This window comes from Actinophytocola sp., from assembly GCF_036378875.1.
Lineage (GTDB): Bacteria > Actinomycetota > Actinomycetes > Mycobacteriales > Pseudonocardiaceae > Actinophytocola.
This window is the reverse complement of the sequence record NZ_DASUVO010000114.1, coordinates 1-19,868: the sequence shown is the minus strand read 5'-3', so window position 1 is coordinate 19,868 and position 19,868 is coordinate 1. Positions and strand designations below refer to the sequence as shown.

The 19,868-nt window shown below is 67.9% G+C and carries 18 protein-coding genes; 13 read left to right on the top strand and 5 right to left on the bottom strand.

The window, feature by feature from the left end; genetic code table 11:
- Positions 1-3: 3 nt before the first annotated feature.
- Positions 4-993, bottom strand: a complete 990-nt coding sequence (denD, locus tag VF106_RS33545; protein ID WP_330843936.1) for a D-erythronate dehydrogenase — start codon at positions 991-993, stop codon at positions 4-6.
- Positions 994-1,059: 66 nt separating this feature from the next.
- Between denD and VF106_RS33540 the strand changes: the two genes are divergently transcribed.
- The 6 genes from VF106_RS33540 (at position 1,060) to VF106_RS33515 (ending at position 9,631) form a co-directional block, all read left to right on the top strand.
- Positions 1,060-1,638 (top strand): phosphatase PAP2 family protein, encoded by a 579-nt coding sequence (locus tag VF106_RS33540; RefSeq protein ID WP_330843935.1) that lies wholly within the window; start codon positions 1,060-1,062, stop codon positions 1,636-1,638.
- Positions 1,639-1,847: 209 nt separating this feature from the next.
- Positions 1,848-4,565 carry a beta-L-arabinofuranosidase domain-containing protein gene (locus tag VF106_RS33535; protein WP_330843934.1) on the top strand — a complete coding sequence of 906 codons (2,718 nt, stop codon included), beginning with the start codon at positions 1,848-1,850 and terminating at the stop codon, positions 4,563-4,565.
- 18 nt (positions 4,566-4,583) lie between these two features.
- Positions 4,584-5,966: a family 43 glycosylhydrolase gene (locus VF106_RS33530; RefSeq protein WP_330843933.1), complete on the top strand. Its 1,383-nt coding sequence runs from the start codon at positions 4,584-4,586 to the stop codon at positions 5,964-5,966.
- A gap of 11 nt (positions 5,967-5,977) precedes the next feature.
- Positions 5,978-7,417 carry a glycoside hydrolase family 43 protein gene (locus VF106_RS33525; protein ID WP_330843932.1) on the top strand — a complete coding sequence of 480 codons (1,440 nt, stop codon included), beginning with the start codon at positions 5,978-5,980 and terminating at the stop codon, positions 7,415-7,417.
- A complete protein-coding gene (locus tag VF106_RS33520; protein ID WP_330843931.1) occupies positions 7,414-8,841 on the top strand; it encodes a family 43 glycosylhydrolase in 1,428 nt (475 codons plus the stop codon). The genes VF106_RS33525 and VF106_RS33520 overlap by 4 nt, the downstream gene beginning before the upstream one ends.
- Positions 8,842-8,977: 136 nt before the next feature.
- A complete protein-coding gene (locus VF106_RS33515) occupies positions 8,978-9,631 on the top strand; it encodes a lytic polysaccharide monooxygenase auxiliary activity family 9 protein (RefSeq protein WP_330843930.1) in 654 nt (217 codons plus the stop codon).
- A gap of 441 nt (positions 9,632-10,072) precedes the next feature.
- Here the strand turns inward: VF106_RS33515 and VF106_RS33510 are convergent, their stop codons facing one another.
- Positions 10,073-10,462, bottom strand: coding sequence for a hypothetical protein (locus tag VF106_RS33510; RefSeq protein ID WP_330843929.1), 390 nt, complete (start codon positions 10,460-10,462; stop codon positions 10,073-10,075).
- 326 nt (positions 10,463-10,788) lie between these two features.
- On the opposite strand from VF106_RS33510, the gene VF106_RS33505 reads away from it, so the two are divergent.
- Positions 10,789-11,685: a PaaX family transcriptional regulator gene (locus tag VF106_RS33505; RefSeq protein WP_330843928.1), complete on the top strand. Its 897-nt coding sequence runs from the start codon at positions 10,789-10,791 to the stop codon at positions 11,683-11,685.
- Here VF106_RS33505 and VF106_RS33500 read toward each other — a convergent pair.
- Entirely contained in the window at positions 11,664-12,338 is a 675-nt protein-coding gene (locus tag VF106_RS33500; protein WP_330843927.1) for a DUF998 domain-containing protein, read from the bottom strand. The two genes, VF106_RS33505 and VF106_RS33500, sit on opposite strands and share 22 nt — an antisense overlap.
- 20 nt (positions 12,339-12,358) lie before the next feature.
- A complete protein-coding gene (locus VF106_RS33495; RefSeq protein WP_330843926.1) occupies positions 12,359-13,294 on the bottom strand; it encodes an SMP-30/gluconolactonase/LRE family protein in 936 nt (311 codons plus the stop codon).
- Positions 13,295-13,709: 415 nt separating this feature from the next.
- Here VF106_RS33495 and VF106_RS33490 point away from each other — a divergent pair, with 415 nt between their 5' ends.
- From VF106_RS33490 to VF106_RS33475, 4 genes are all read left to right on the top strand, one after another.
- Positions 13,710-14,150, top strand: a complete 441-nt coding sequence (locus tag VF106_RS33490) for a MarR family winged helix-turn-helix transcriptional regulator (RefSeq protein WP_330843925.1) — start codon at positions 13,710-13,712, stop codon at positions 14,148-14,150.
- A gap of 140 nt (positions 14,151-14,290) precedes the next feature.
- Positions 14,291-14,653 (top strand): hypothetical protein, encoded by a 363-nt coding sequence (locus VF106_RS33485; RefSeq protein ID WP_330843924.1) that lies wholly within the window; start codon positions 14,291-14,293, stop codon positions 14,651-14,653.
- Between the two features lie 34 nt (positions 14,654-14,687).
- Positions 14,688-15,149, top strand: a complete 462-nt coding sequence (locus tag VF106_RS33480; protein ID WP_330843923.1) for a DUF350 domain-containing protein — start codon at positions 14,688-14,690, stop codon at positions 15,147-15,149.
- Positions 15,149-16,432 carry a glutathionylspermidine synthase family protein gene (locus VF106_RS33475; protein ID WP_330843922.1) on the top strand — a complete coding sequence of 428 codons (1,284 nt, stop codon included), beginning with the start codon at positions 15,149-15,151 and terminating at the stop codon, positions 16,430-16,432. Before VF106_RS33480 ends, VF106_RS33475 begins: the two co-directional genes overlap by 1 nt.
- A gap of 2 nt (positions 16,433-16,434) precedes the next feature.
- Here the strand turns inward: VF106_RS33475 and VF106_RS33470 are convergent, their stop codons facing one another.
- Positions 16,435-17,484 (bottom strand): LacI family DNA-binding transcriptional regulator, encoded by a 1,050-nt coding sequence (locus VF106_RS33470; protein ID WP_330843921.1) that lies wholly within the window; start codon positions 17,482-17,484, stop codon positions 16,435-16,437.
- Between the two features lie 202 nt (positions 17,485-17,686).
- On the opposite strand from VF106_RS33470, the gene VF106_RS33465 reads away from it, so the two are divergent.
- The gene (locus VF106_RS33465; RefSeq protein ID WP_330843920.1) at positions 17,687-19,000 is read left to right on the top strand and encodes an extracellular solute-binding protein; all 1,314 of its coding nucleotides are present in this window, start codon (positions 17,687-17,689) and stop codon (positions 18,998-19,000) included.
- The coding region (locus VF106_RS33460; RefSeq protein ID WP_330843919.1) for a carbohydrate ABC transporter permease at positions 18,997-19,868 on the top strand (872 nt) is incomplete at its 3' end. The genes VF106_RS33465 and VF106_RS33460, both read left to right, overlap by 4 nt.

Genomic DNA, 19,868 nt, shown 5'->3' with positions numbered 1-19,868 from the left:
TGGTCATGCTGTCGCTCCCGCGTGGTCGGTGAGGTAGGCGCGCACGATGTCGTCGAAGGTGCGTTCGGACGTCAGGCCCAGCCGTTCCGCACGATCGGCCCGGACCTCGGCGGGCCACGTGCGCACCATGCCGCTGATGGCGGGATCGTCCGTCCAGTCGATCAGCTCGCTCGTGCCCGCGCCCACGACTCGGTCGAGAGCGGCCGCCATCTCCCTGGGCGTGGTGGTCAGCCCGGGCAGGTTCATGGCGGTCGTGCTCCCCCACGTCAGGTCGTCGACCTCGGCGGCGAGCACGATCCCGGCCAGGGTCGCGCGGGGCGAGGACAGCGCGACGGGTGTGTCGGGCGGCACCGGGCACACCGCCCGCTGCCCGGCGATCGGTTCCCGGATGATCCCGGACAGGAACCCGGACGCCGCCGCGTTGGGTTTGCCCGGCCGCACGGACACCGTCATCAGCCGCACCGAGCGGCCGCGGACGAAACCCCTGCGGGTGTAGTCGGCGACCAGCTGCTCGCCGATGAACTTCTGGATGCCGTAACTGGTCTGCGGGCGCGGCAGGGTGTCGTCGTCCACCAGGCCGAGCGAGCCGAGTGCCGGGTCGCTGCCGAACACCGCCAGCGAGCTGGAGAACACCAGCACCGGAGGCACGCGATGGCGTCGCGCGTACTCCAGCACCGCTCGGGTGCCGTCCACGTTGGTGCGCATGCCGAGGTCGAAGTCCGCCTCCGCCGCGCCGCTGACCACCCCGGCCAGGTGGAACACCGCGTCCACGTCCCCCACCTCGGCGAGCACGGACTCCAGTTCGCCGACGACCGGCCGGACCGGTTCGGCCGAGACGAGGTCGGACGGCGGCGACACGAGGTCGACCAGCACCAGCTCCCCGACCCGCTCGGCTCTCCCCCCACCCAGGCCGATCGGTGACGCCAGCAGCCGGCGCGCCAACAGGGAGCCCAGAAAGCCCGCGCCTCCGGTGATGACGACTCGTGCGCTCACGCTGCCTCCAGCCATTCGATCACGACCGACCGATCTCAGGATCGCGCACGGCCGTTAGGGTCGACCATGCCTGTCCGGCCGCCGACGATTCTCGCCGCCGTCTGCGCGCTGCTCGTCGTCGCGCTCGGGCTGGTTGTCGCGGGCGATCACACAGCCAACGGGGTCGACGCCGCCGCGCGGTCCGCGGTCGCCGGGTGGCCGCACGGGGTGCTGGGCGCGTTGGTGCTGCCCACGGAGCCACACGTGCTCGTGCCGTTCCTCGCGTTGCTGGCCGCCTGGTGCCTGTACGCGTCGCGGCCGTGGGACGCGTTGTTCGTCGTGCTCGGGCCCGCGACCGCCGTCGCGGCGAACACGTGGCTGCTCAAACCGCTGTTCGACCGGTGGAAGGGCGACACGCTCGTCTACCCCAGCGGGCACACCGTCAGCATGGTCGCGACGCTCGCCGTGGTGTTCGTGCTGGCCAACGGGCACGCGCGGACGATCATCGTCGTCGTCGGCGCGGTGCTGCTCATCGGTGTCTCGATCGGGATGGTCGGGCTCGGATACCACTACCTCACCGACATCGTCGGCGGGGCCTTCTTCGCCGTGTTCGCGGTTCTCGCCGTGCACGGACTGGCGTTCACCAGGCCGAGAACTGGGGCTTGAATGCGTAACCCAGCGTCTGTTAGCGTTAACACACAAACATGACGCCGGTTGCCACTTCGGCGGCATCCAGGATGTCCACCCCCTGCTTCACGTCCTGTTAGCGGTCACATCTCAGGTTAACCCCATGACTGCCCCCGGGGTGACGGTGCGAACCACCGTCACCCCGGGCCGGCATGCGCGCCAGCCAACGACGATCCTGGAGCGTTCTCATGCAGCCCTCCCGTCTGAGCCGCCGTCGGCTGCTCCAGGCCGCTGGTGTGGCAGCCGTTGCCACCGCCGCCGGCACCGCCACTGCTCGAGCCGAGCTGGCGCCGGTCCGTCCCGACATCGGGGTCTCGGCCTTCCCGTTCGAACTCGGCCAGGTCCGTCTGACCGCCAGTCGCTGGCTGGACAACCAGAACCGCACGCTGGCGTACCTGCGGTTCGTCGACGTCGACCGGCTGCTCTACAACTTCCGCGCGAACCACCGGCTGTCCACTGCTGGCGCGGCGGCCTGCGGTGGGTGGGAGGCACCCAACTTCGAGTTCCGCAGCCACAGCCAGGGACACTTCCTGACCGCATGGGCGCAGGCATGGGCGGTCCTGGGTGACACCACCTGCCGGGACAAGGCCAACTACATGGTGGCCGAGCTGGCCAAGTGCCAGGCGAACAACCCGGTTGCTGGATTCAACGCCGGCTATCTGTCCGGCTTCCCGGAGTCCGACCTGAACACCGTGGAGACCGGCGCACGCAAGGGCGTGCCGTACTACTGCCTCCACAAGACCCTCGCCGGTCTGCTGGACGTGTGGCGCTACATCGGCAACACGCAGGCGCGGGACGTGTTGCTGCGGTTCGCGGGCTGGGTGGACTGGCGCACCGGCCGGCTGACGTACAACCAGATGCAGACCACGCTGCGCACCGAGTTCGGTGGCATGAACGCCGTGCTGACCGACCTGTGCCAGCAGACCGGCGACACCCGGTGGCTCACCGTCGCGCAGCGGTTCGACCACGCCGCCGTCTTCGACCCCCTCGCGGCGAACCAGGACCAGCTGAACGGCCTGCACGCCAACACCCAGGTCCCCAAGTGGGTGGGTGCCGCCAGGGAGTTCAAGGCGAGCGGCACCACCCGCTACCGCGACATCGCCACCAACGCGTGGCGTGCCACCGTCGACGCGCACACCTACGTGATCGGCGGCAACAGCCAGGCCGAGCACTTCCGCGCACCCCACGCCATCGCCGCCTACCTGGCCAGCGACGCGGCCGAGGCGTGCAACACCTACAACATGCTGAAGCTGACCAGAGAGCTGTGGCTGCTGAGCCCCGATCAGGCGGCGTACTTCGACTACTACGAGCGGGCGCTGCTCAACCACCTGATCGGCCAGCAGAACCCCGCCGACAGCCACGGCCACGTCGTCTACTTCACCGCGCTCAACCCCGGCGGCCGGCGCGGCCAGACCGGACCCGCGGTCGGCGGGGGCAGCTACAGCACCGACTACGGCACGTTCTGGTGTTGCCAGGGCACGGGCGTGGAGACCAACACCAAGCTGATGGACTCCATCTACTTCCACAATGGCACTTCGGGCACCATGCTGACCGTGAACCTGTTCATGCCGTCGGTCCTCAACTGGTCGCAGCGCGGCATCACCGTCACCCAGACCACGAGCTACCCGGCGAGCGACACCACGACGCTCACCGTCACCGGCAACGTCAGCGGAACGTGGTCCATGCGCGTGCGCATCCCGGCGTGGACCAGCGGCGCGACGGTCAGCGTCAACGGCGTGGCGCAGAACATCACCACGACACCCGGCAGCTACGCCACCATCAGCCGCGCGTGGACGTCCGGCGACCAGGTCACCGTCCGCCTGCCCATGCGGGTGATCATGCGTGCCGCCAACGACGACGCGGGCGTCAACGCGATCACCTACGGTCCGGTGGTCCTCTCCGGCAACTTCGGCAACACCGCCTTCAACACCCTCCCGAACCTGAACGCCGCCTCGGTCACCCGCACCAGCGCCACCGCGCTGGCCTTCACCGCGTCCGCCAACGGAGCCAACGTCAACCTGATCCCCTTCTACGACGCACACGGGCACAACTACACGATCTACTGGCGAACCTCGGGATCCGGCTCAGGCTACCGGTTGTTCAACGCCGCCAGCGGACTCGTGCTCGGCATCCGTGACATGTCCACATCGGACGGCGGACTCGCGCTGCAGTGGGGTGACACCGGAACCGCGGACCACGACTGGGAGATCGTCGCGGACGGCACCGCGGTACGGCTGCGGAACCGCAACAGCGGCAAGGTGCTCGGCGTCGAGACCATGTCGACCGCCGACGGCGCCCGTGTCCTGCAGTGGGCCGACAACGGCACCGCCGACCACCGGTGGACGGTCACCGACGCCGGTGACGGCACCCACACGATTCGCAACGTGAACAGCGGCAAGGTGTTGGGCATCCAGGCCGGGTCGACCGCCGCGGGTGCCCAGGCCGTGCAGGACGCCGACGACGGGACCGCGGACAACCGGTGGTGGTTCGCGCCCACCGGCTCACCGCGCGTCCAGAACCTCAACAGCGGCCTCGTCCTCGGCGTGCAGGACATGTCCACATCGGATGGTGGGCTGGTTGTCCAGTGGGACGACAACGGCACCGCCGACCACCTCTGGAGCACGGTGATCGACGCAGGCGGTTACGTCCGGCTGCGCAACGCCCACAGCGGCAAGGTCCTCGGCGCCGAGAACACCGCGAACGGCGGCAGAGTCGTGCAGTGGGCCGACAACGGCACGGCGGACCACCGCTGGCGCCTGCGCTACGGCAGAGACGGCTACTTCCGGATCCAAACCGCGAGCGGCGGACGGGTCCTCGGTGTCAACGGCGCCTCCACCGCGCGGGGCGCGCAGATCGTGCTGTGGGACGACAACGGCACGAACGACCACCTGTGGCGGTTCATCTGAAGGCAAGGGAGCCTTGTGATGCGTGTCCTGGCTGTGCTCACGTTGTCCGGTCTCCTGACGGTGTTGCTGACTGTCCCGGCGGCCGCGGCGACACTGCCGACCGGAGCCCGGTCCCTCGAGTCGGTCAACTATCCGGGCTCGTACGTGCGGCACCAGGACTCCCTCGGCCGCCTCGACCCCGTGACGGCGAGCAGTGCCGCGCAGACCAAGCTGGACGCGACCTTCACCGTCGTGAACGGCCTGGCCTCGCCGTCCTGCTACTCGTTGCAGACCAAGGACGGGCGGTTCCTGCGGCACCGGGACTGGCGACTGCGTATCGACACCAACACCGGCGACCCGACCTTCCGTGCGGACGCCACGTTCTGCGCGGTCGACGGCTCCGTCGCCGGATCGGTGTCGTTCGTCTCCTACAACTACCCGAACCGACGGATCCGGCACCGCGACTTCGGGCTGTGGCTGGACACCTACGCCGACGCCGCGGTCTTCCGTGCCGACAGCTCGTTCCGGCTCACGGCGCCATGGGCACCCAAGACGACCAAGGGACCGGTCATCCCCGGGCTGTTCGCCGACCCTCACATCACGACCTTCAACGGCCGCTACTACCTCTACCCGACCACCGACGGGTTCGCGGGCTGGAGCGGCACCTACTACAAGGCGTTCTCCTCCCCCGACCTCGTGAACTGGACCGACCACGGTGTGATCCTCGACCACGGGCCGGACGTGTCCTGGGCGGACAACTCAGCGTGGGCACCGGCCGTCGTGGCGAAGAACGGCCGTTACTACCTGTACTTCAGCGGCGGCCTCGCGAGCGGTGACACCGGCAAGCACATCGGAGTCGCGGTGGCCGACTCCCCCACCGGACCGTTCCGCGACGCGCTGGGCCGGCCACTGATCCGCAACGGCCAGTTCTCCGGTCAGATGATCGACCCGATGGTGTTCACCGACGACGACGAGCAGTCCTATCTGTACTGGGGACAGGGCGTGGCCAGGGTCGTGCCGCTGAACGCCGACATGGTGTCGTTCGACCCCGCCCGGGTCCGCGTCATCACGCCACCCGAGTACAACGAGGCGTCGTTCGTCCTGAAGCGTAACGGTACCTACTACTTCATGTGGTCGGAGAACGACACCCGCAGCGAGGACTACCGCGTCGCGTACGCCACCGGGCCGTCGCCGCTCGGGCCGTGGACCAAGCACGGCGTCGTCCTGCAGAAGCGGCTCGACCTCGGCATCAAGGGCCCCGGCCACCACTCCGTGGTTCGCGCACCGGGTACCGACACCTGGTACATCGCCTACCACCGCTTCGCCGTGCCAGCCGGCAACGGCACCAACCGCGAGGTCGCCATCGACCGGATGGAGTTCAACGCGGACGGCACGATCCGCCCAGTCGTGCCCACCCTGTGAAGGAGACGCCGATGTCCCGACCGCGTCCGATGTTCGCTCCGCAAGCTCCGCGAATAGTGGCGGTGCTCTGCCTGGTCCTCGCCACCTTCATCGTCGTGCCGGCACAGGCCGCTGTCGGGCCCTTCACCGGGTACCTCATGGCACACTTCACCGGCGAGTCGGCGACCGGCGAGCAGATCTACGTCGCCCACAGCGACGACGGTCTACATTGGACAGACCTGAACAACGGCTCGCCGGCGCTGGTCTCCACGGTCGGCACCCGCGGCGTCCGCGACCCCGCCATCGTCCGGTCACCGGCCGGTGACCGGTACTGGATCGTCGCGACCGACTTGCGGATCGGCAGCGGCACGTCCTGGGACAACGCCGCGAACCGCGGCAGCACCTCGCTGGTCGTGTGGGAGAGCACCGACCTGGTGAACTGGTCGGCCCCACGGCTCCTCTCCGTGGCGGCCGGCATCTCCACAGCGGGCAACGCATGGGCACCCGAGGCCATCTACGACCCAGCCAGCAGCCAGTACATCCTCTACTGGGCAACGAACTCGACCGTGAACGGCGTCCGGAAACACCGCATCTGGTACTCCCGGACCACCGATTTCCGTTCCGTCACCGCCCCGCAGATCTACATCAACCGCGCCGGCAGCCAGGGCATCATCGACACCCAGATCATCGAGGTGCCGAACAGTGTCGGCGGGTGGCGGTACTACCGGGCGTCCGGCGACGGTCAGCTCACCATCGAGGCGGCCAACTCGGTCCTCGGCTCCTGGACCAGGCTCGGCGACCTGTCCCACATGGGCCTCACCGGCAGCGACGTCGAAGGTCCGATGTGGACGAGGTTCAACGACCGCGACCAGTGGACCCTGTGGCTGGACCAGTACGCCACCGGCCGCGGCTACATGCCGCTGACGTCGACGAACCTGGGCAGCACCCAGAACTTCACGCGGACCACCGCCTACAACCTGGGCGGCACCCGCAAGCGCCATGGCTCGATCCTCAACCTGACCGCCGCCGAGGAGAGCCGCGTGCTCGCGCGCTGGCCGAGCACGGCGGCCAACCGCCTGCAGTCGTACAACTTCCAGGATCGCTACGTCCGGCACGCCAACTTCGACGTGCGTATCGACCCGAACGTCAGCCCGGCCGCTGACGCGCAGTTCCGACTCGTTCCCGGCCTCGCCGGCTCGGGCACCATCTCGTTCCAGTCGGTCAACTTCCCCGGCTACTACCTGCGACACCAGAACAACGACTTCGTACTGGCCGCCAACGACGGCGGGGCCACCTTCACCGCGGACGCCACATTCCGCCGTGTCGCGGGGTTGGCCGACTCGTCGTGGAGCTCCTTCCAGTCCTACAACTTCCCCGACCGGTACATCAGGCACTACAGCTACCTCCTCCGGCTCGATCCCGTCGCCACCGCGGCCGAACGGGCCGACGCCACGTTCCGGTTGACGTCATGAGGTTCGGGGCGCTGTGCGCCGCTCTCCTGGTGTTCGTGACAGTGGTCTGCGCGGTCCCCGCGCACGCGCAGGCCGCCACGTTCACCAACCCGTTGAACAGCACGGGTCCCGACCCGTACATGACCTACTACAACGGCAACTACTACCTCATGACGACGCCGTGGAACGGCCCGTTGACGATGCGCAAGGCGCCGACGATCGCCGCGTTGAAGCAGGCCGCGCCGGTGCCGGTGTTCAACGACTTCCCGGCGGGCCGCTGCTGCTGGGTGTGGGCGCCCGAGTTCCACCTGATCAACGGCCGCTGGTACATCTACTACTCGGCCGGGACCGGGGACATCGAGGCCCAGCGGGTGCACGTCGCCGAGAGCGCCGGGCTCGACCCAACCGGCCCGTACACCTACAAGGGCATGGTGTACAGCGGCTGGGGCATCGACGGCAGCGTGGTCACGATCTCCGGCCAGCTGTACTACATCTGGTCCGGCGTGCCGACCCAGCTGTGGCGGGACAGCGACCCCCACATCTACATCGCGGCCATGAGCAACCCGTGGACGATCAGCGGCCAGCGAACCGCGATCTCCGCGCCGACCCTCGCGTGGGAGAGACAAGGCACCCCGATGAACGAGGGACCGGTCGCTTTGCAGCACAACGGGAGGACGTTCATCGTCTACTCGGCCAGCGCCTGCCAGGGTCCCGACTACAAGCTGGGCCTGCTGAGCTACAACGGAGGCAACCCGCTGTCCGTGTCCGCGTGGACCAAGGCCCCTCAACCGATCTTCCAGCGGAGCGACGCAGGCGGCGTGTACGGCCCAGGCCACAACGGCTTCTTCACCTCACCCGACGGCACCGAGTCCTGGATCGTCCACCACGCCAACACCTCGGCGTCCCAGGGCTGCGGCGACACCCGGACGACCCGCATCCAGAAGTTCACGTGGAACGCCGACGGGACACCGAACCTGGGTGTGCCGGTGGCGGCGGGCACCACGCTCACCGTGCCGTCCGGCGAACCGGTGGTGACCTACCAGCGCATCACCAACCGCGGCAGTGGGAAGGTCGTCGACGTGCAGATGCCCAACACGTCCGACAGCGCCCGGGTCGGGCAGTGGGCGTGGAACGGTGGGCCGTGGCAGCAGTGGCGGTTCGTCGACGCGGGCGGGGGCCACGTCCGCATCGAGAGCCTGAACAGCGGAAAGTGCCTCGACGTGACCGGCAGGTCCACCGCTGACGGTGCGGGTGTCATCCAGTACCGCTGCGGGGACGGGACGAACCAGCAGTTCCAGCTTGTCGCCTCCGGCAGCTACTTCACGATCAGGGCACGGCACAGCGGCAAGTGCCTCACCGTGGCCGGAGCGTCCACATCGGACGGTGCGCTCCTGGAGCAACGCGCCTGTGGCACCGGCAACGAGTTCCTGTGGTCGCGGACGTGAGGGCCCGTGGGTAACAGTCCACGACTATTACCCACGGTTCGTTGATATTCACACCGTTCGTGGCTTAAGCTTGGTGCGATATGGGAGCGCTCCCAGTTCGGTAACTATTCGATCACCGGAGATTGGAGGCCTCGTCATGCGCCCTGCTTCGAGGTCTGTTGCCAGACCGCGCCGCATCCTCGCCGTGGTCGTCGGCGTGCTGGCCTGCCTGGCTGTCTGGACACCGACGGCCTCGGCCCACGGCACCATCGTCGATCCCGCTTCCCGCGCCTATCACTGCTGGCAGGCGTGGGGCAACAACCACACGAACCCTGCCATGCAGCAACAAGATCCCATGTGCTGGCAGGCCTTCCAGGCCAATCCCGACACCATGTGGAACTGGATGAGCGCACTGCGGGACGGTCTCGGCGGAAACTACCAGGCGAGAACCCCCGACGGACAGCTGTGCAGCAACGGTCTCGCACGCAACAACTCCCTGAACAACCCGGGACAGTGGAAGACCACCAACATCAGCAACAACTTCACGATGCACCTGTACGACCAAGCCAGCCACGGCGCTGACTTCCTGCGGGTCTACGTCAGCAAGAACGGGTTCAACCCCGCCACCCAGCGCCTCGGATGGGGAAACCTGGACTTCATCACGCAGACCGGCAGGTACCCGCCGGCGAAGGACATCACCTTCAACGTCCAGACCTCTGGCTACAGGGGACATCACATCGTCTTCACGATCTGGCAGGCCTCGCACCTCGACCAGGCCTACATGTGGTGCAGCGACGTGAACTTCGGCTGACCTAGCAGCACCTCGGCCCGGCGCCGGTCGGCGCCGGGCCGAGCTTTCGCCCGCGATGTAAAGATCATCGGCTCCGCGTGACTACTCTTGGTGACCGTTCCATGGTCACGGAACCACGGGCTGAACCGGGGACAGGCGGGATCACCGCGCGACCGTGAAGCGCCCGCGTGCGGGAGTGCAGACGCAACCGGCTGGGGGCACACGGTGACCGCCGCCCGACTCAGTCCGGCTCGCCCTTGCGCGGGCGAACCGAACATCTACCTTATCGACTGTCCACGCGCGACTGTTACACCGGGGAACATCCAGTTTCCCTCACCTGTAACAGAGTTTGTTTCACGATTCTCGCCATAGTCCTTATTGGACTATGGAGCGGCCCCTACCGCTGTCCGACTGTTGGACGCCGGCTCTCGCGCGCCCAAACCAGCTGGTGCGCGCCGTGTGCTACAGGTCGGCGAGCGCTGGGCAGTTGGCGAAGGCCGGGAAGTTCGGGTCCAACGTGAAGGCCTCAAGGTAGAGCGGAGTGCCGTCGGGCAGCGTGTCGACTTGGATGATCTCTCCGGTTGGGACGATCTTCGTCTGCGGCCGGTCGAAGTCGAAATCGATCAAAAGGCCGTCCGCGAACGGGTGGATGGTGAGCACGGCACCGGCGAACAGTGGCATGGCGAAGTTCTTGGTTCCGTCGCGACTCAGCCCCTCCGGGGCAAGCGGCTCCTGGCCGGAGCACCACTGCGCGACGATCTCATGAACGGTGGCGGACGCACCTGGCGCGGCCAAGACGTTGCCAACCAGCAGCGCAGCCGACGCGGTGATGGCGACTAGTACTTTCCTCATCGGAATTCCTCCCACGACTCAAACGAGTGTGCAACAGCAGTCGTCGTGTTGACCAACACACCCGTTACGACGGCGAGCCCAGACCACAGTCCACTGTGGCCCTAATGAAATCCACTGAGGACTACCGACTCAACTCCGCTTCTGCCCGCCAGAATGACTCACGTACCGTGCCAACACAGATGCGGACCGGCGTCGGTAGAGAACCTTACCGTCACACGATCAGCACAGTCGGACACCATTGATCAGATAATCCCCGGGCAAAGTTAGGCACTTTTCCAACGGCGGTCAAGCGTATGCCCAACATGGTCCGCGCTTATGCTCGACCCGTGACTGATGTGGCCGACCCGGTGAACCTCCACGACTGGACCACCGACGCGGATGAGACGCCCCGCCCGCAGGCACTGCTGCTCACGTTCTTCGGCGGGCACGTCCTCGACCGCGGGATCCACGTGGCCACCGGGAGCGTGCTCGACGTCCTCCGCAGGGTCGGCGTCACGGAACACGCGACCCGTTCGACGCTCAGCCGGATGGCACGCCGAGGACTGCTGATGCGCACCCGCCGTGGCCGCAACGTCTACGTGGGACTCACCGAGCGGTCGCGTGCGATCCTGCGCGACGGCGACAACCGCATCTGGCACACCGGTGCGATCAACCGGCAGTGGGACGGCACCTGGACTCTCCTCGGGTTCTCGATGCCCGAGTCGTGGGGACGCCAACGACACGCACTGCGGTCCCGGCTGCTGTGGGCCGGTTTCGGCAGCCTGCAGAGCGGGCTGTGGATCGCGCCGTCCACTGTCGACGTCGCGCCGCTGCTCGACGGCCTCGGCGCCGACAGCCACGTGAAGGTGTTCCAAGCACGTACGCTGCCGCCGACCGAGGTCGCCGAGATCGTCCACGAGGCCTGGGACCTCGACCAGCTGGCCGCTCGCTACCGGGCGTTCCTCGCCCGCTGGAGCGACCCCGCCCGAGCCGCCGCGCTGGCACCCGACAGCCTGGCCCGCGAACTGCTGCTGGAGTCGGACTGGCTGCAGACCATCCGCGACGACCCACGGCTACCTCGCCCGCACCTGCCAGCCGACTGGCCGGCCGAACCCGCGGAAGAGCTGTTCCACACCCTGTCCAACACCCTGAAAACCCGAGGCACGCGCGATCGTGGCCGAGGTCGTCGACACCATCCCGGACACGCGGGCCGGCGCCGAGCTCACGCCGTGACGGCCGCCTGAGCCGGGGCACCGGCCGGATGGGGCACGATGACCGGGCGGAGGCTCCACAGCGCCAACACGGCGACGGTGGCGACCTCGATGATCGCCAGCACCCGCTCCGCGAGCCCGAGCGGGACGAGCTCCGACACCCCGGGGATCCTGCGGAGCGCGATGCGGAGCACGATCGCACCGAGCACCACCAGCGCGAGCGTACCCAGGATCCGTGCCGCCGCCGCGAACCGATCGTCGCGCCAACGCCTGCCGAGGGCGAGCGCGGCGACCGGCACGCTCATGAACGCGACGAGGCTCGCGTACCGGTGGATGACGCCGCCGACGCTCGGGCCGACCGCCCGGTTGGTCTTCTCGAACGCCACGATGACCACGAGTGCCACCGACCAGACGCCCAGCGCCACCGCGCCGGGGGACGGCCACGACAGCAGTCCCGTGCGCACCAACGCCAGCAGCACCAGCACCGACCCCACGCACAACCCGAGCACACCGGTGTCGAACATCCAACGGTGCTCGCCGAGTGCGTACTCGCTGATCGTCCGCCGGACCGGGCTCACGTCGGTCGCCACGACGTGCAGCGTCCCGACGAAAAGGACCGAGAACCCGACGCCGACAAGCCCGAGCGCGGCGATCATCCTGGTTCGGGCATGGTCAAGTGCGGGCACACGAACCTCCTGGTGAGTGGTCAGAGCGGTACAGCGACGCCGTTGAACGTCGTTTCGGGCAGCTGAGGGCTGGTGAAGCGGGCGTTGACGAGGTAGAGCCGGTTACCGAAGCGGGCGGCGGTGGTGGGGACGTCGAAACGCGGGTCGGTGATCGTGCGGCGGAGAGTCGCGGTGGTAACTGTCGCATCGAGATTGAACACGCTGATGAGGTTCAGCCGGTTCTGCACGACGTACAACGTGCGGCCGATACGGACGAGACCGTCCCCGTTGACCACGTCGGCCGCGCCGACCAATGTGATGACCGTGGCCTGGCCGGTCTTCAGGTTCACGCGGTAGAGCTTGCCGGCCGAGACGACGATCAGCGCGCGACCGTCGGGGGTGCCCACGATGCCGTTGGCGTTGTTCACGTTCGGGGTCTGCACCCAGTCACCGGACAGCGGCAGCGCGCGGACCTGCCCGGCCCGGCCGCGCGGCACGCCGTAGAGGACCGCGTCACGCGAGTCGGTGAACCAGGCACGATCGTCGAGCAGGATGACGTCGTTGATGAACGGGGCGGCGTTCTGCGTGAGCTGGTGGGTGGCGACGAGCGCGCCGGTGCGGGAGTTGATGATCCGTGCCGTGCCCCCGGCCCCACCGGAGACGTAGAGCAGACCGTCGCGATCCAGCTTCAGCCCGACGGACGCCAGGCCGGTGGCACCCTCGTGGATGACACCGCCTTCGCCGGTGCGCAGGTCGGTGCGGAAGATGGCACCGTTGGCGCGCGACCCCATGTAGGCGAACGGCTTGCTGCCAATGGTGATGCCCTCGGGAAGGAAACCGTTGGGCAACGGGAATTCCGTCGGCCAGTCCGCCCCGGTGGCGCTCGCCGTGCCAGCCCCGGCCGTGACAGCGACAGCGGCGAGCGCGGCACCGCCGAGAACGGTGCGCCGGGAGAGCTGCGGGTTCTTCCGGTTCATGGTTCCGTGCCTCCGTTAAGTTGTGATTTCGTTTGTCACCCTAGTGTTCACACGTCCCACCGGCACGACACGCCGCACGAAGCGCCGACATCGACAGCAAACCGACAGCAACCCAACGCACGCATGGCGGCGTTTCACTTTTGTTTGACGCGAAGGAAGATCGATGTCCACTCAGGACTGTGAGGTTACTGCCGCGACAAGAGCCACCGGCTGCCGCGGCCAGCTCCTGGTCATGGTTTGACCACCAAAAGGTCGTCCCAGAAATGTGGAGTTGCCTGGAATCCTATGTGGATACTCAGGGAGTCGCCGCTCGAACCGTGTTGCGGCCTTCACCTCGCCAGTCCCTTCCACACTGATTGACAGACATATGTCAACATAGAAGATGTCTGTCAATCAAGGGTGCATCGGAGGGTCCATGCCCGCGGACAGTTGGGACGACGCGTTCACACACGTGCTCTGGCGGGCGCAGAACGCCGTGCATCGCACCGTCCAGACGGCACTCGACGAACTCGGCGTCACGGCGACGCAGGCCGGCCTGGCCGTGCACCTCGACCAACTCGGACCTCTCTCTGCGGCGGACCTGTCCCGCGGCTTCCACATCGCGCCACAAAGTGTCGGCGCGGCCCTATCCCGTCTGGAGAAGATCGGCTGGGTCCAGCGCCGGGGACACCCCATCCACCGCCGGGTCGTCCTCTACGAACTCTCGTCCACGGGCCTCGAAGGAGTCGCGCGTGGACGCGCGCTCATGGCCGCGGTCAACGAAGCGGCGACCGAGATCCTGTCCGACACCGAGCTCGACGGCCTCGTCACGGGCCTGCGCCGAGTCACCACCGAGATCGACGGACCCGACCGCTGACGCCCGGAGCAGGTGGTGTCGCGATTTCGGCATCGACGCCGCCGTCGTGCCGCTAAAGTCTCGCGTCAGAACTGGGGATGGACGGACCGCGACCGGCTCGGCTGGGCACAGCAAGGTCCGTGTGATGGAGGAGAACTGACATGGGTGACATTCCGCGTCGCCGGATGCGCTCGGTGAGCGTCGCCATCGGGGTGACGGCGGTGGCCGCGGCGGCGTTGAGCGGCTGCTCGTCGTCCCCGGACTACAACGCGGTGTGCATCGACGAGAGGACCCAGCAACGGGTCGACGACGACGAGTGCGACGACACCACCGGCGGCACCCGCAGCTGGTACTACCTCGGCAGCGGCCAGCGGATCCCGTCCGTGGGGAGCCGGGTTTCCGGGGGAAGCACCAACGAACCCGCCGGATCGGTACAGCGCGGCGGCCAGTCGTCGTCCGACTCCGGCAGCTCGTCGACCGACTACGGCGGCTTCGGCAGCAGCGGAAGCCACGTCTCGTCCTGAGCCCACCCGACCCGCATCCCGAGAAAGCGCCAGAATGAACAACCTGCTCAACGCCATGCTGCACGCCGTGGTCTACGCGTTCACCGCCGGAGCGCTGCTGGTGGCCGCCTACTACGTGCTGGACCTGATCACCCCGGGCCATCTCGGCAAGCAGCTCCGCGGCGGGTCCGACACCGGAGGAGATGACGCCGCCGCGATGCCGTCCCAGTCCGCCGGGGTGGTGTCCGCGGCCTGGATGATCTCCAACGCCCTGGTGCTGTTCACCGCGATCTGGACGAACGGACAGACGGACCTCGGCACGGCGCTGCTGTGGACAGTCGCGTTCGGTGCCCTCGGCATCGCGCTGAACATCGTGATGTTCCTCGTCGTCGAGGCGCTGACCCCCGGCCGGCTTCGCGAGATCGTGTGTACGCCGGGGCCGGTGCGTCCGCTGGCGATGCTCGCCGCCGCCGCGTCGCTCTCGGTGGCCGGGATCGTCTGCGCGAGCATCGCCTGATGCGACGGCACCTCGTCGACCCACGCCCGGAGTGGAAACGGATCGTCACCGAGCAGGGGCTGGTCTTCCCGGACACGCCGATGGCGGACGGCACGGTCGTGCCGTACTGGAACGAGTCCGCGTGGTACGAGGTCTCGATGACCGAGGTGCTAGCGCTGGAGGCGGCGACCGAGGAACTGTGGGCGATGTGCCTGGACGCCGCCGGGTATCTCGCCGCCACGGCGACCGACCAGCGACTCGGCCTGCCCGCCGGGTCGCTGGAGCTCATCCGGGAGTCCATCCGGCGCGGTGACCAGGCCGTCTACGCCCGGTTCGACCTCGCCCCAACGGGTGCGGACCTCGCGACCGGCACCCCCGTGCGGATGCTGGAGATCAACGGCGACACCCCGACCGGGCTGGTGGAGAGCGGGGTCGCCCAGTGGCGCTGGGTCGAGGACGTCCTGCCCGGCACCGACCAGTGGAACAGCGTGCACGACCGGCTGGTGCGACGGTGGCGCGACCTCGCCGAGTCCGGCGTGCTCGACGGCGACCGGGTGCATTTCCTGTACGTGCACCCGGATCACGCCGATGACGCCGGCGAGATGGAGATGACCGTCCACTACATGCTGGACTGCGCCGTGCAGGCGGGGCTCCGGGCGGTCGCACAGCCGATCGAGGACGTGGGCTGGGACCGGGATCGCTCGGCGTTCGTGGACCGCGTGGGCAACGAGATTCGCAACGCCTTCAAGCTGTACCCGTGGGAGCTCATGCTCGACGAGCGGTTCGGGCGGATGCTGCTCGACCGTAGTGAGGTTCGTCCGGTGAGGTGGTTCGAGCCCGCCTGGAAGGCGCTGCTGAGCACCAAGGCGATCCTGCCGGCGTTGTGGGAGCGCAACCCCGGTCATCCACTTCTGCTCCCGGCGTACTTCGACAGTCCCGGTGAGCTGACCGAGTGGGTCGCGAAACCGCTGCACGGCAGGGAAGGCGACAACATTCGCATCCACCGCGCCGACGCCCCGGAGATCGAGATGCCCGGCGGGTACGGCACGGAGGGCTGGGTCTACCAGGAATACACCGAGCTGCCGGTGTTCGACGGCAACCATGTCGTCCTCGGCTCCTGGATCGTGGACGGCGAGGCGGCGGGGATGCTGGTGCGCGAGTCGGACGGACTCGTCACCGACTACTTCAGCCGTGTGGCGCCCCACGCGATCGGTGACGCCGCGAGCCCGGACACGGCACAGGTACAGGAGTGGCTCGTCGAGCGCACCGGACACCCGGGGGTGCCGGTGCTGCCAGGCAACTGAGGTCAGACCGGCGCGGTCGACGTGCGGACCACCAGCTCGGTGGCAAGCTCGACGTGATGGGACTCGAGTTTCTCGCCGTTGGCGATGCGGAGCGCGGTGCGCAGGGCGACACCGCCCATCTCCCGCAGGGGTTGCCGCACGGTGGTCAGCGGCGGTGAGGCCATCCTCGCCAGGAGCGTGTCGTCGAAGCCGACCACACTCAGATCTCCTGGCACGCACAGGCCACGCGTGCGGGCGGTCTCGATGACGCCGAGGGCGATCTCGTCGTTGCCCGCGAACACCGCCGTCGGTGGCTCCGTGAGGTCCAGCAACACCGCGGCGCCGAGCACGCCGGTCTCGTAGTCGAACTCTCCCGGCCGGACGTAGGCGTTGGGTACCGGCGCCTTCTCCGCCTCCATCGCGGCGAGGAAGCCGTGCACACGCGCCTGGTTCACGGCGGCGGTAGCGGGTCCGCCGAGGTAGGCGATGCGGCTGTGGCCGAGCAGGAGCAGATGCTGGGTCGCCGCGAAGCCGCCGGCGAAGTTGGTCGACCCGACGCTGGTGACGTCGGTGTGCGGCAGGTGCAGCGGGTCGAGCACGACCAGCGGAAGACCCGCGTGGGTCAACGCGTCCAGGTACGCGGGGGTGTACACGCTGGTGACCGCGATGAGGGCGCGGCGCCCCATCGCGACCAGGTCCCGTGCCCACCGGGGGCCGCGGTCAGGTTGGCTGACCACCACGGAGACGCCCAGTTCGGCGGCTGCGTCGACGACGCCGCCCAGCGCCTCGGCCACGTACGGCTTGAGATCACCCGCGAACTGCACCTCGATGGTCGGGCCGGCCGCTGCCTCGGCGCGGCGGACGACGGGCGCGACGTAGTCGTGCTGCCGCAACAATTCCTGCACTCGGGAGCGCGTCCGCGGCGCCACGTCACTGCGTCCGTTGACGACCTTGGACACGGTCGCGATGGAGACCCCCGCCATACGCGCGACAGCCGCCAACGTCGTACGTCCGGCGCCTGCGGGTTTCGGCTTGCCCGATTCTTTCCCCGGCGACCAGTCGGCCGTCGTCATCGCCTCTCCTTCGCGCGGGACTGAAAGTTTCGAAACATTTCGACGGTGCCCAACGAGCATACGTTTACGGTGTATTTCGGGCAATGAGCCTACGTTGACCTTGACACTAATCCGACGGGATACCTACGCTGACACAACGCGTTTTCGAAAGTTTTCGAAATGGCAGCCAGCGAAGTCTGCGGCTCGAGAACGGAGCAGCACCGTGGCAACACAAATCTCCCGACGTACCGTCCTCGGCCTCGCCGCGAGCGTGCCGGTCTCGATGGCGCTCTCGGCCTGTGGCACGTCCGGGCCGGGCGGCGGCGACGGCGCGACGTACTGGTTCCTCTCCGGACCGCCCCAGGAAGGCATCCGCCAGGGCGCGGTGGACCGGTTCAACGAGGCCAACCCCGACACGAAGATCACCACGACGACGTTCCTGAACGACCCGTACAAGACGAAGATCAGGACCGCCCTCGGCGCCGGGCAGGCGCCCACGATCATCTGGGGCTGGGGCGGTGGCGGGTTACGCACCTGGGTCGAGGCCGGCCAGGTCGACGACCTCACCTCGTGGTTCGACCAGAACCCGAAGGTGAAGAACAAGCTGATCCAGTCCTCGTTCGGCCCGGCGACCATCGACGGCAAGATCTACGCGATGCCGTGCGAGACCGTCGAGCCGATCGTCCTGTACTACAACAAGAAGGTCTTCGACGACGTCGGGGTGGAGCCACCGCAGTCGTGGGACGACATCATGGCCCTGGTGCCCAGGTTCAACGAGAGGAACATCGCGCCGTTCTCCCTCGGCGGGCAGTCCCGGTGGACGAACATGATGTGGCTGGAGTTCCTGTTCGACCGCATCGGCGGCCCCGAGGTGTTCCAGGCCGCCTTCGACGGTGAGAAGGACGCCTGGTCCAACCCGGCCGCCATCGACGCGCTCACGAAGCTGCAGGACCTGGTCAAAGCCAATGGTTTCGTCGAGGGCTTCTCCTCGATCACCGCGGACTCCAACGCCGACCAGGCACTGCTCTACACCGGCAAGGCCGCGATGATGGTGCACGGCTCATGGTCCTACGGCATCCTGCAGGCCCAGGGCGGCGACTTCGTTTCCAGCGGCGCGCTCGGCTACATGAACTTCCCGCCGGTCGAGGGCGGCACGGGCGACCCGAGCGACGCCGTCGGCAACCCCGGCCAGTACCTCGCCATCTCCTCGAAGGCCAGCGCGGAGCAGAAGGAGGTCGCCAAGAAGTTCTTCACCACCGGTGTTCTCGACGACCAGGAGGTGAAGGACTGGATCGAGTCGGGCGGCGTCCCGATCCTGGAAGGCACGCAGAAGGAGCTGGCCGCCAGCAAGAACGCCGACTTCGTCACCTTCGTCTACGACGTCGCCAGCAACGCCAAGGTCTTCGCCCAGTCCTGGGACCAGGCACTCAGCCCGACCGCGGCCGAGACACTCCTGGACAACATCGTCAAGCTGTTCCAGCTGTCCATCTCCCCGCAGCAGTTCGCCGACAACCTCAACGCGGTCATCGGCCAGTGAGCACGGCCACTCCGCAAACGCGGCGCGGCCGGCTCGGCGTGCTGCCGTGGCTGGCCGCGCCGGCGCTGGTGTTCTTCGTCGGCTTCGCCGTCGTCCCACTCGTCGGTGTCTTCGTGCTGAGCTTCACGACGTGGGACGGGATCGGCGCCATCCAACCGTCCGGATTGGACAGTTGGCGTGCCGTCCTCGCCGATCCCGGGCTGCCGCACGCCGTCTGGATCACCTTCCTGGTGATGCTCGCGTCGTGGGCTGTGCAGACCCCGTTGAGCATCCTGCTCGGCACGTTCCTGGCGGGCCACCAGCGCTACCGCGCCGTGCTGGCGGTGGTGTACATCATCCCGTTGCTGTTCAGCTCCGCGGCGATCGCGATCGCCTACAAGGCGCTGCTGGACCCGAACTTCGGCCTCGGCGCCGGACTCGGGCTCGATTTCCTCAGCCAGGACTGGCTCGGCAGGCCGACGCTCGCGTTCAGCCTCGTCGTGTTCGTCGTGTCCTGGCAGTTCATCCCGTTCCACACGCTGATCTACCAGGGCGGCGTCCGGCAGATCCCGGTCTCGCTCTACGAGGCGGCGCAGCTCGACGGCGCCGGCCGCATCCGGCAGTTCTTCAGCATCACGCTGCCGCAGCTCAAGTTCACGATCATCACGTCCTCGACGCTGATGGTCGTCGGGTCGCTGACGTTCTTCGACCTCATCTTCGTCATGACCGCCGGCGGTCCAGGCGACGCGACGCGGGTGCTGGCGCTCGACATGTACAAGCGCGGGTTCATGGGCAACCAGATGGGACCGGCCAGCGCCATCGCCGTCATCCTCGTGCTCACCGGCCTGCTGCTCGCGTGGCTGCTGCGGCGCATCGGCGGGGGCGGCTC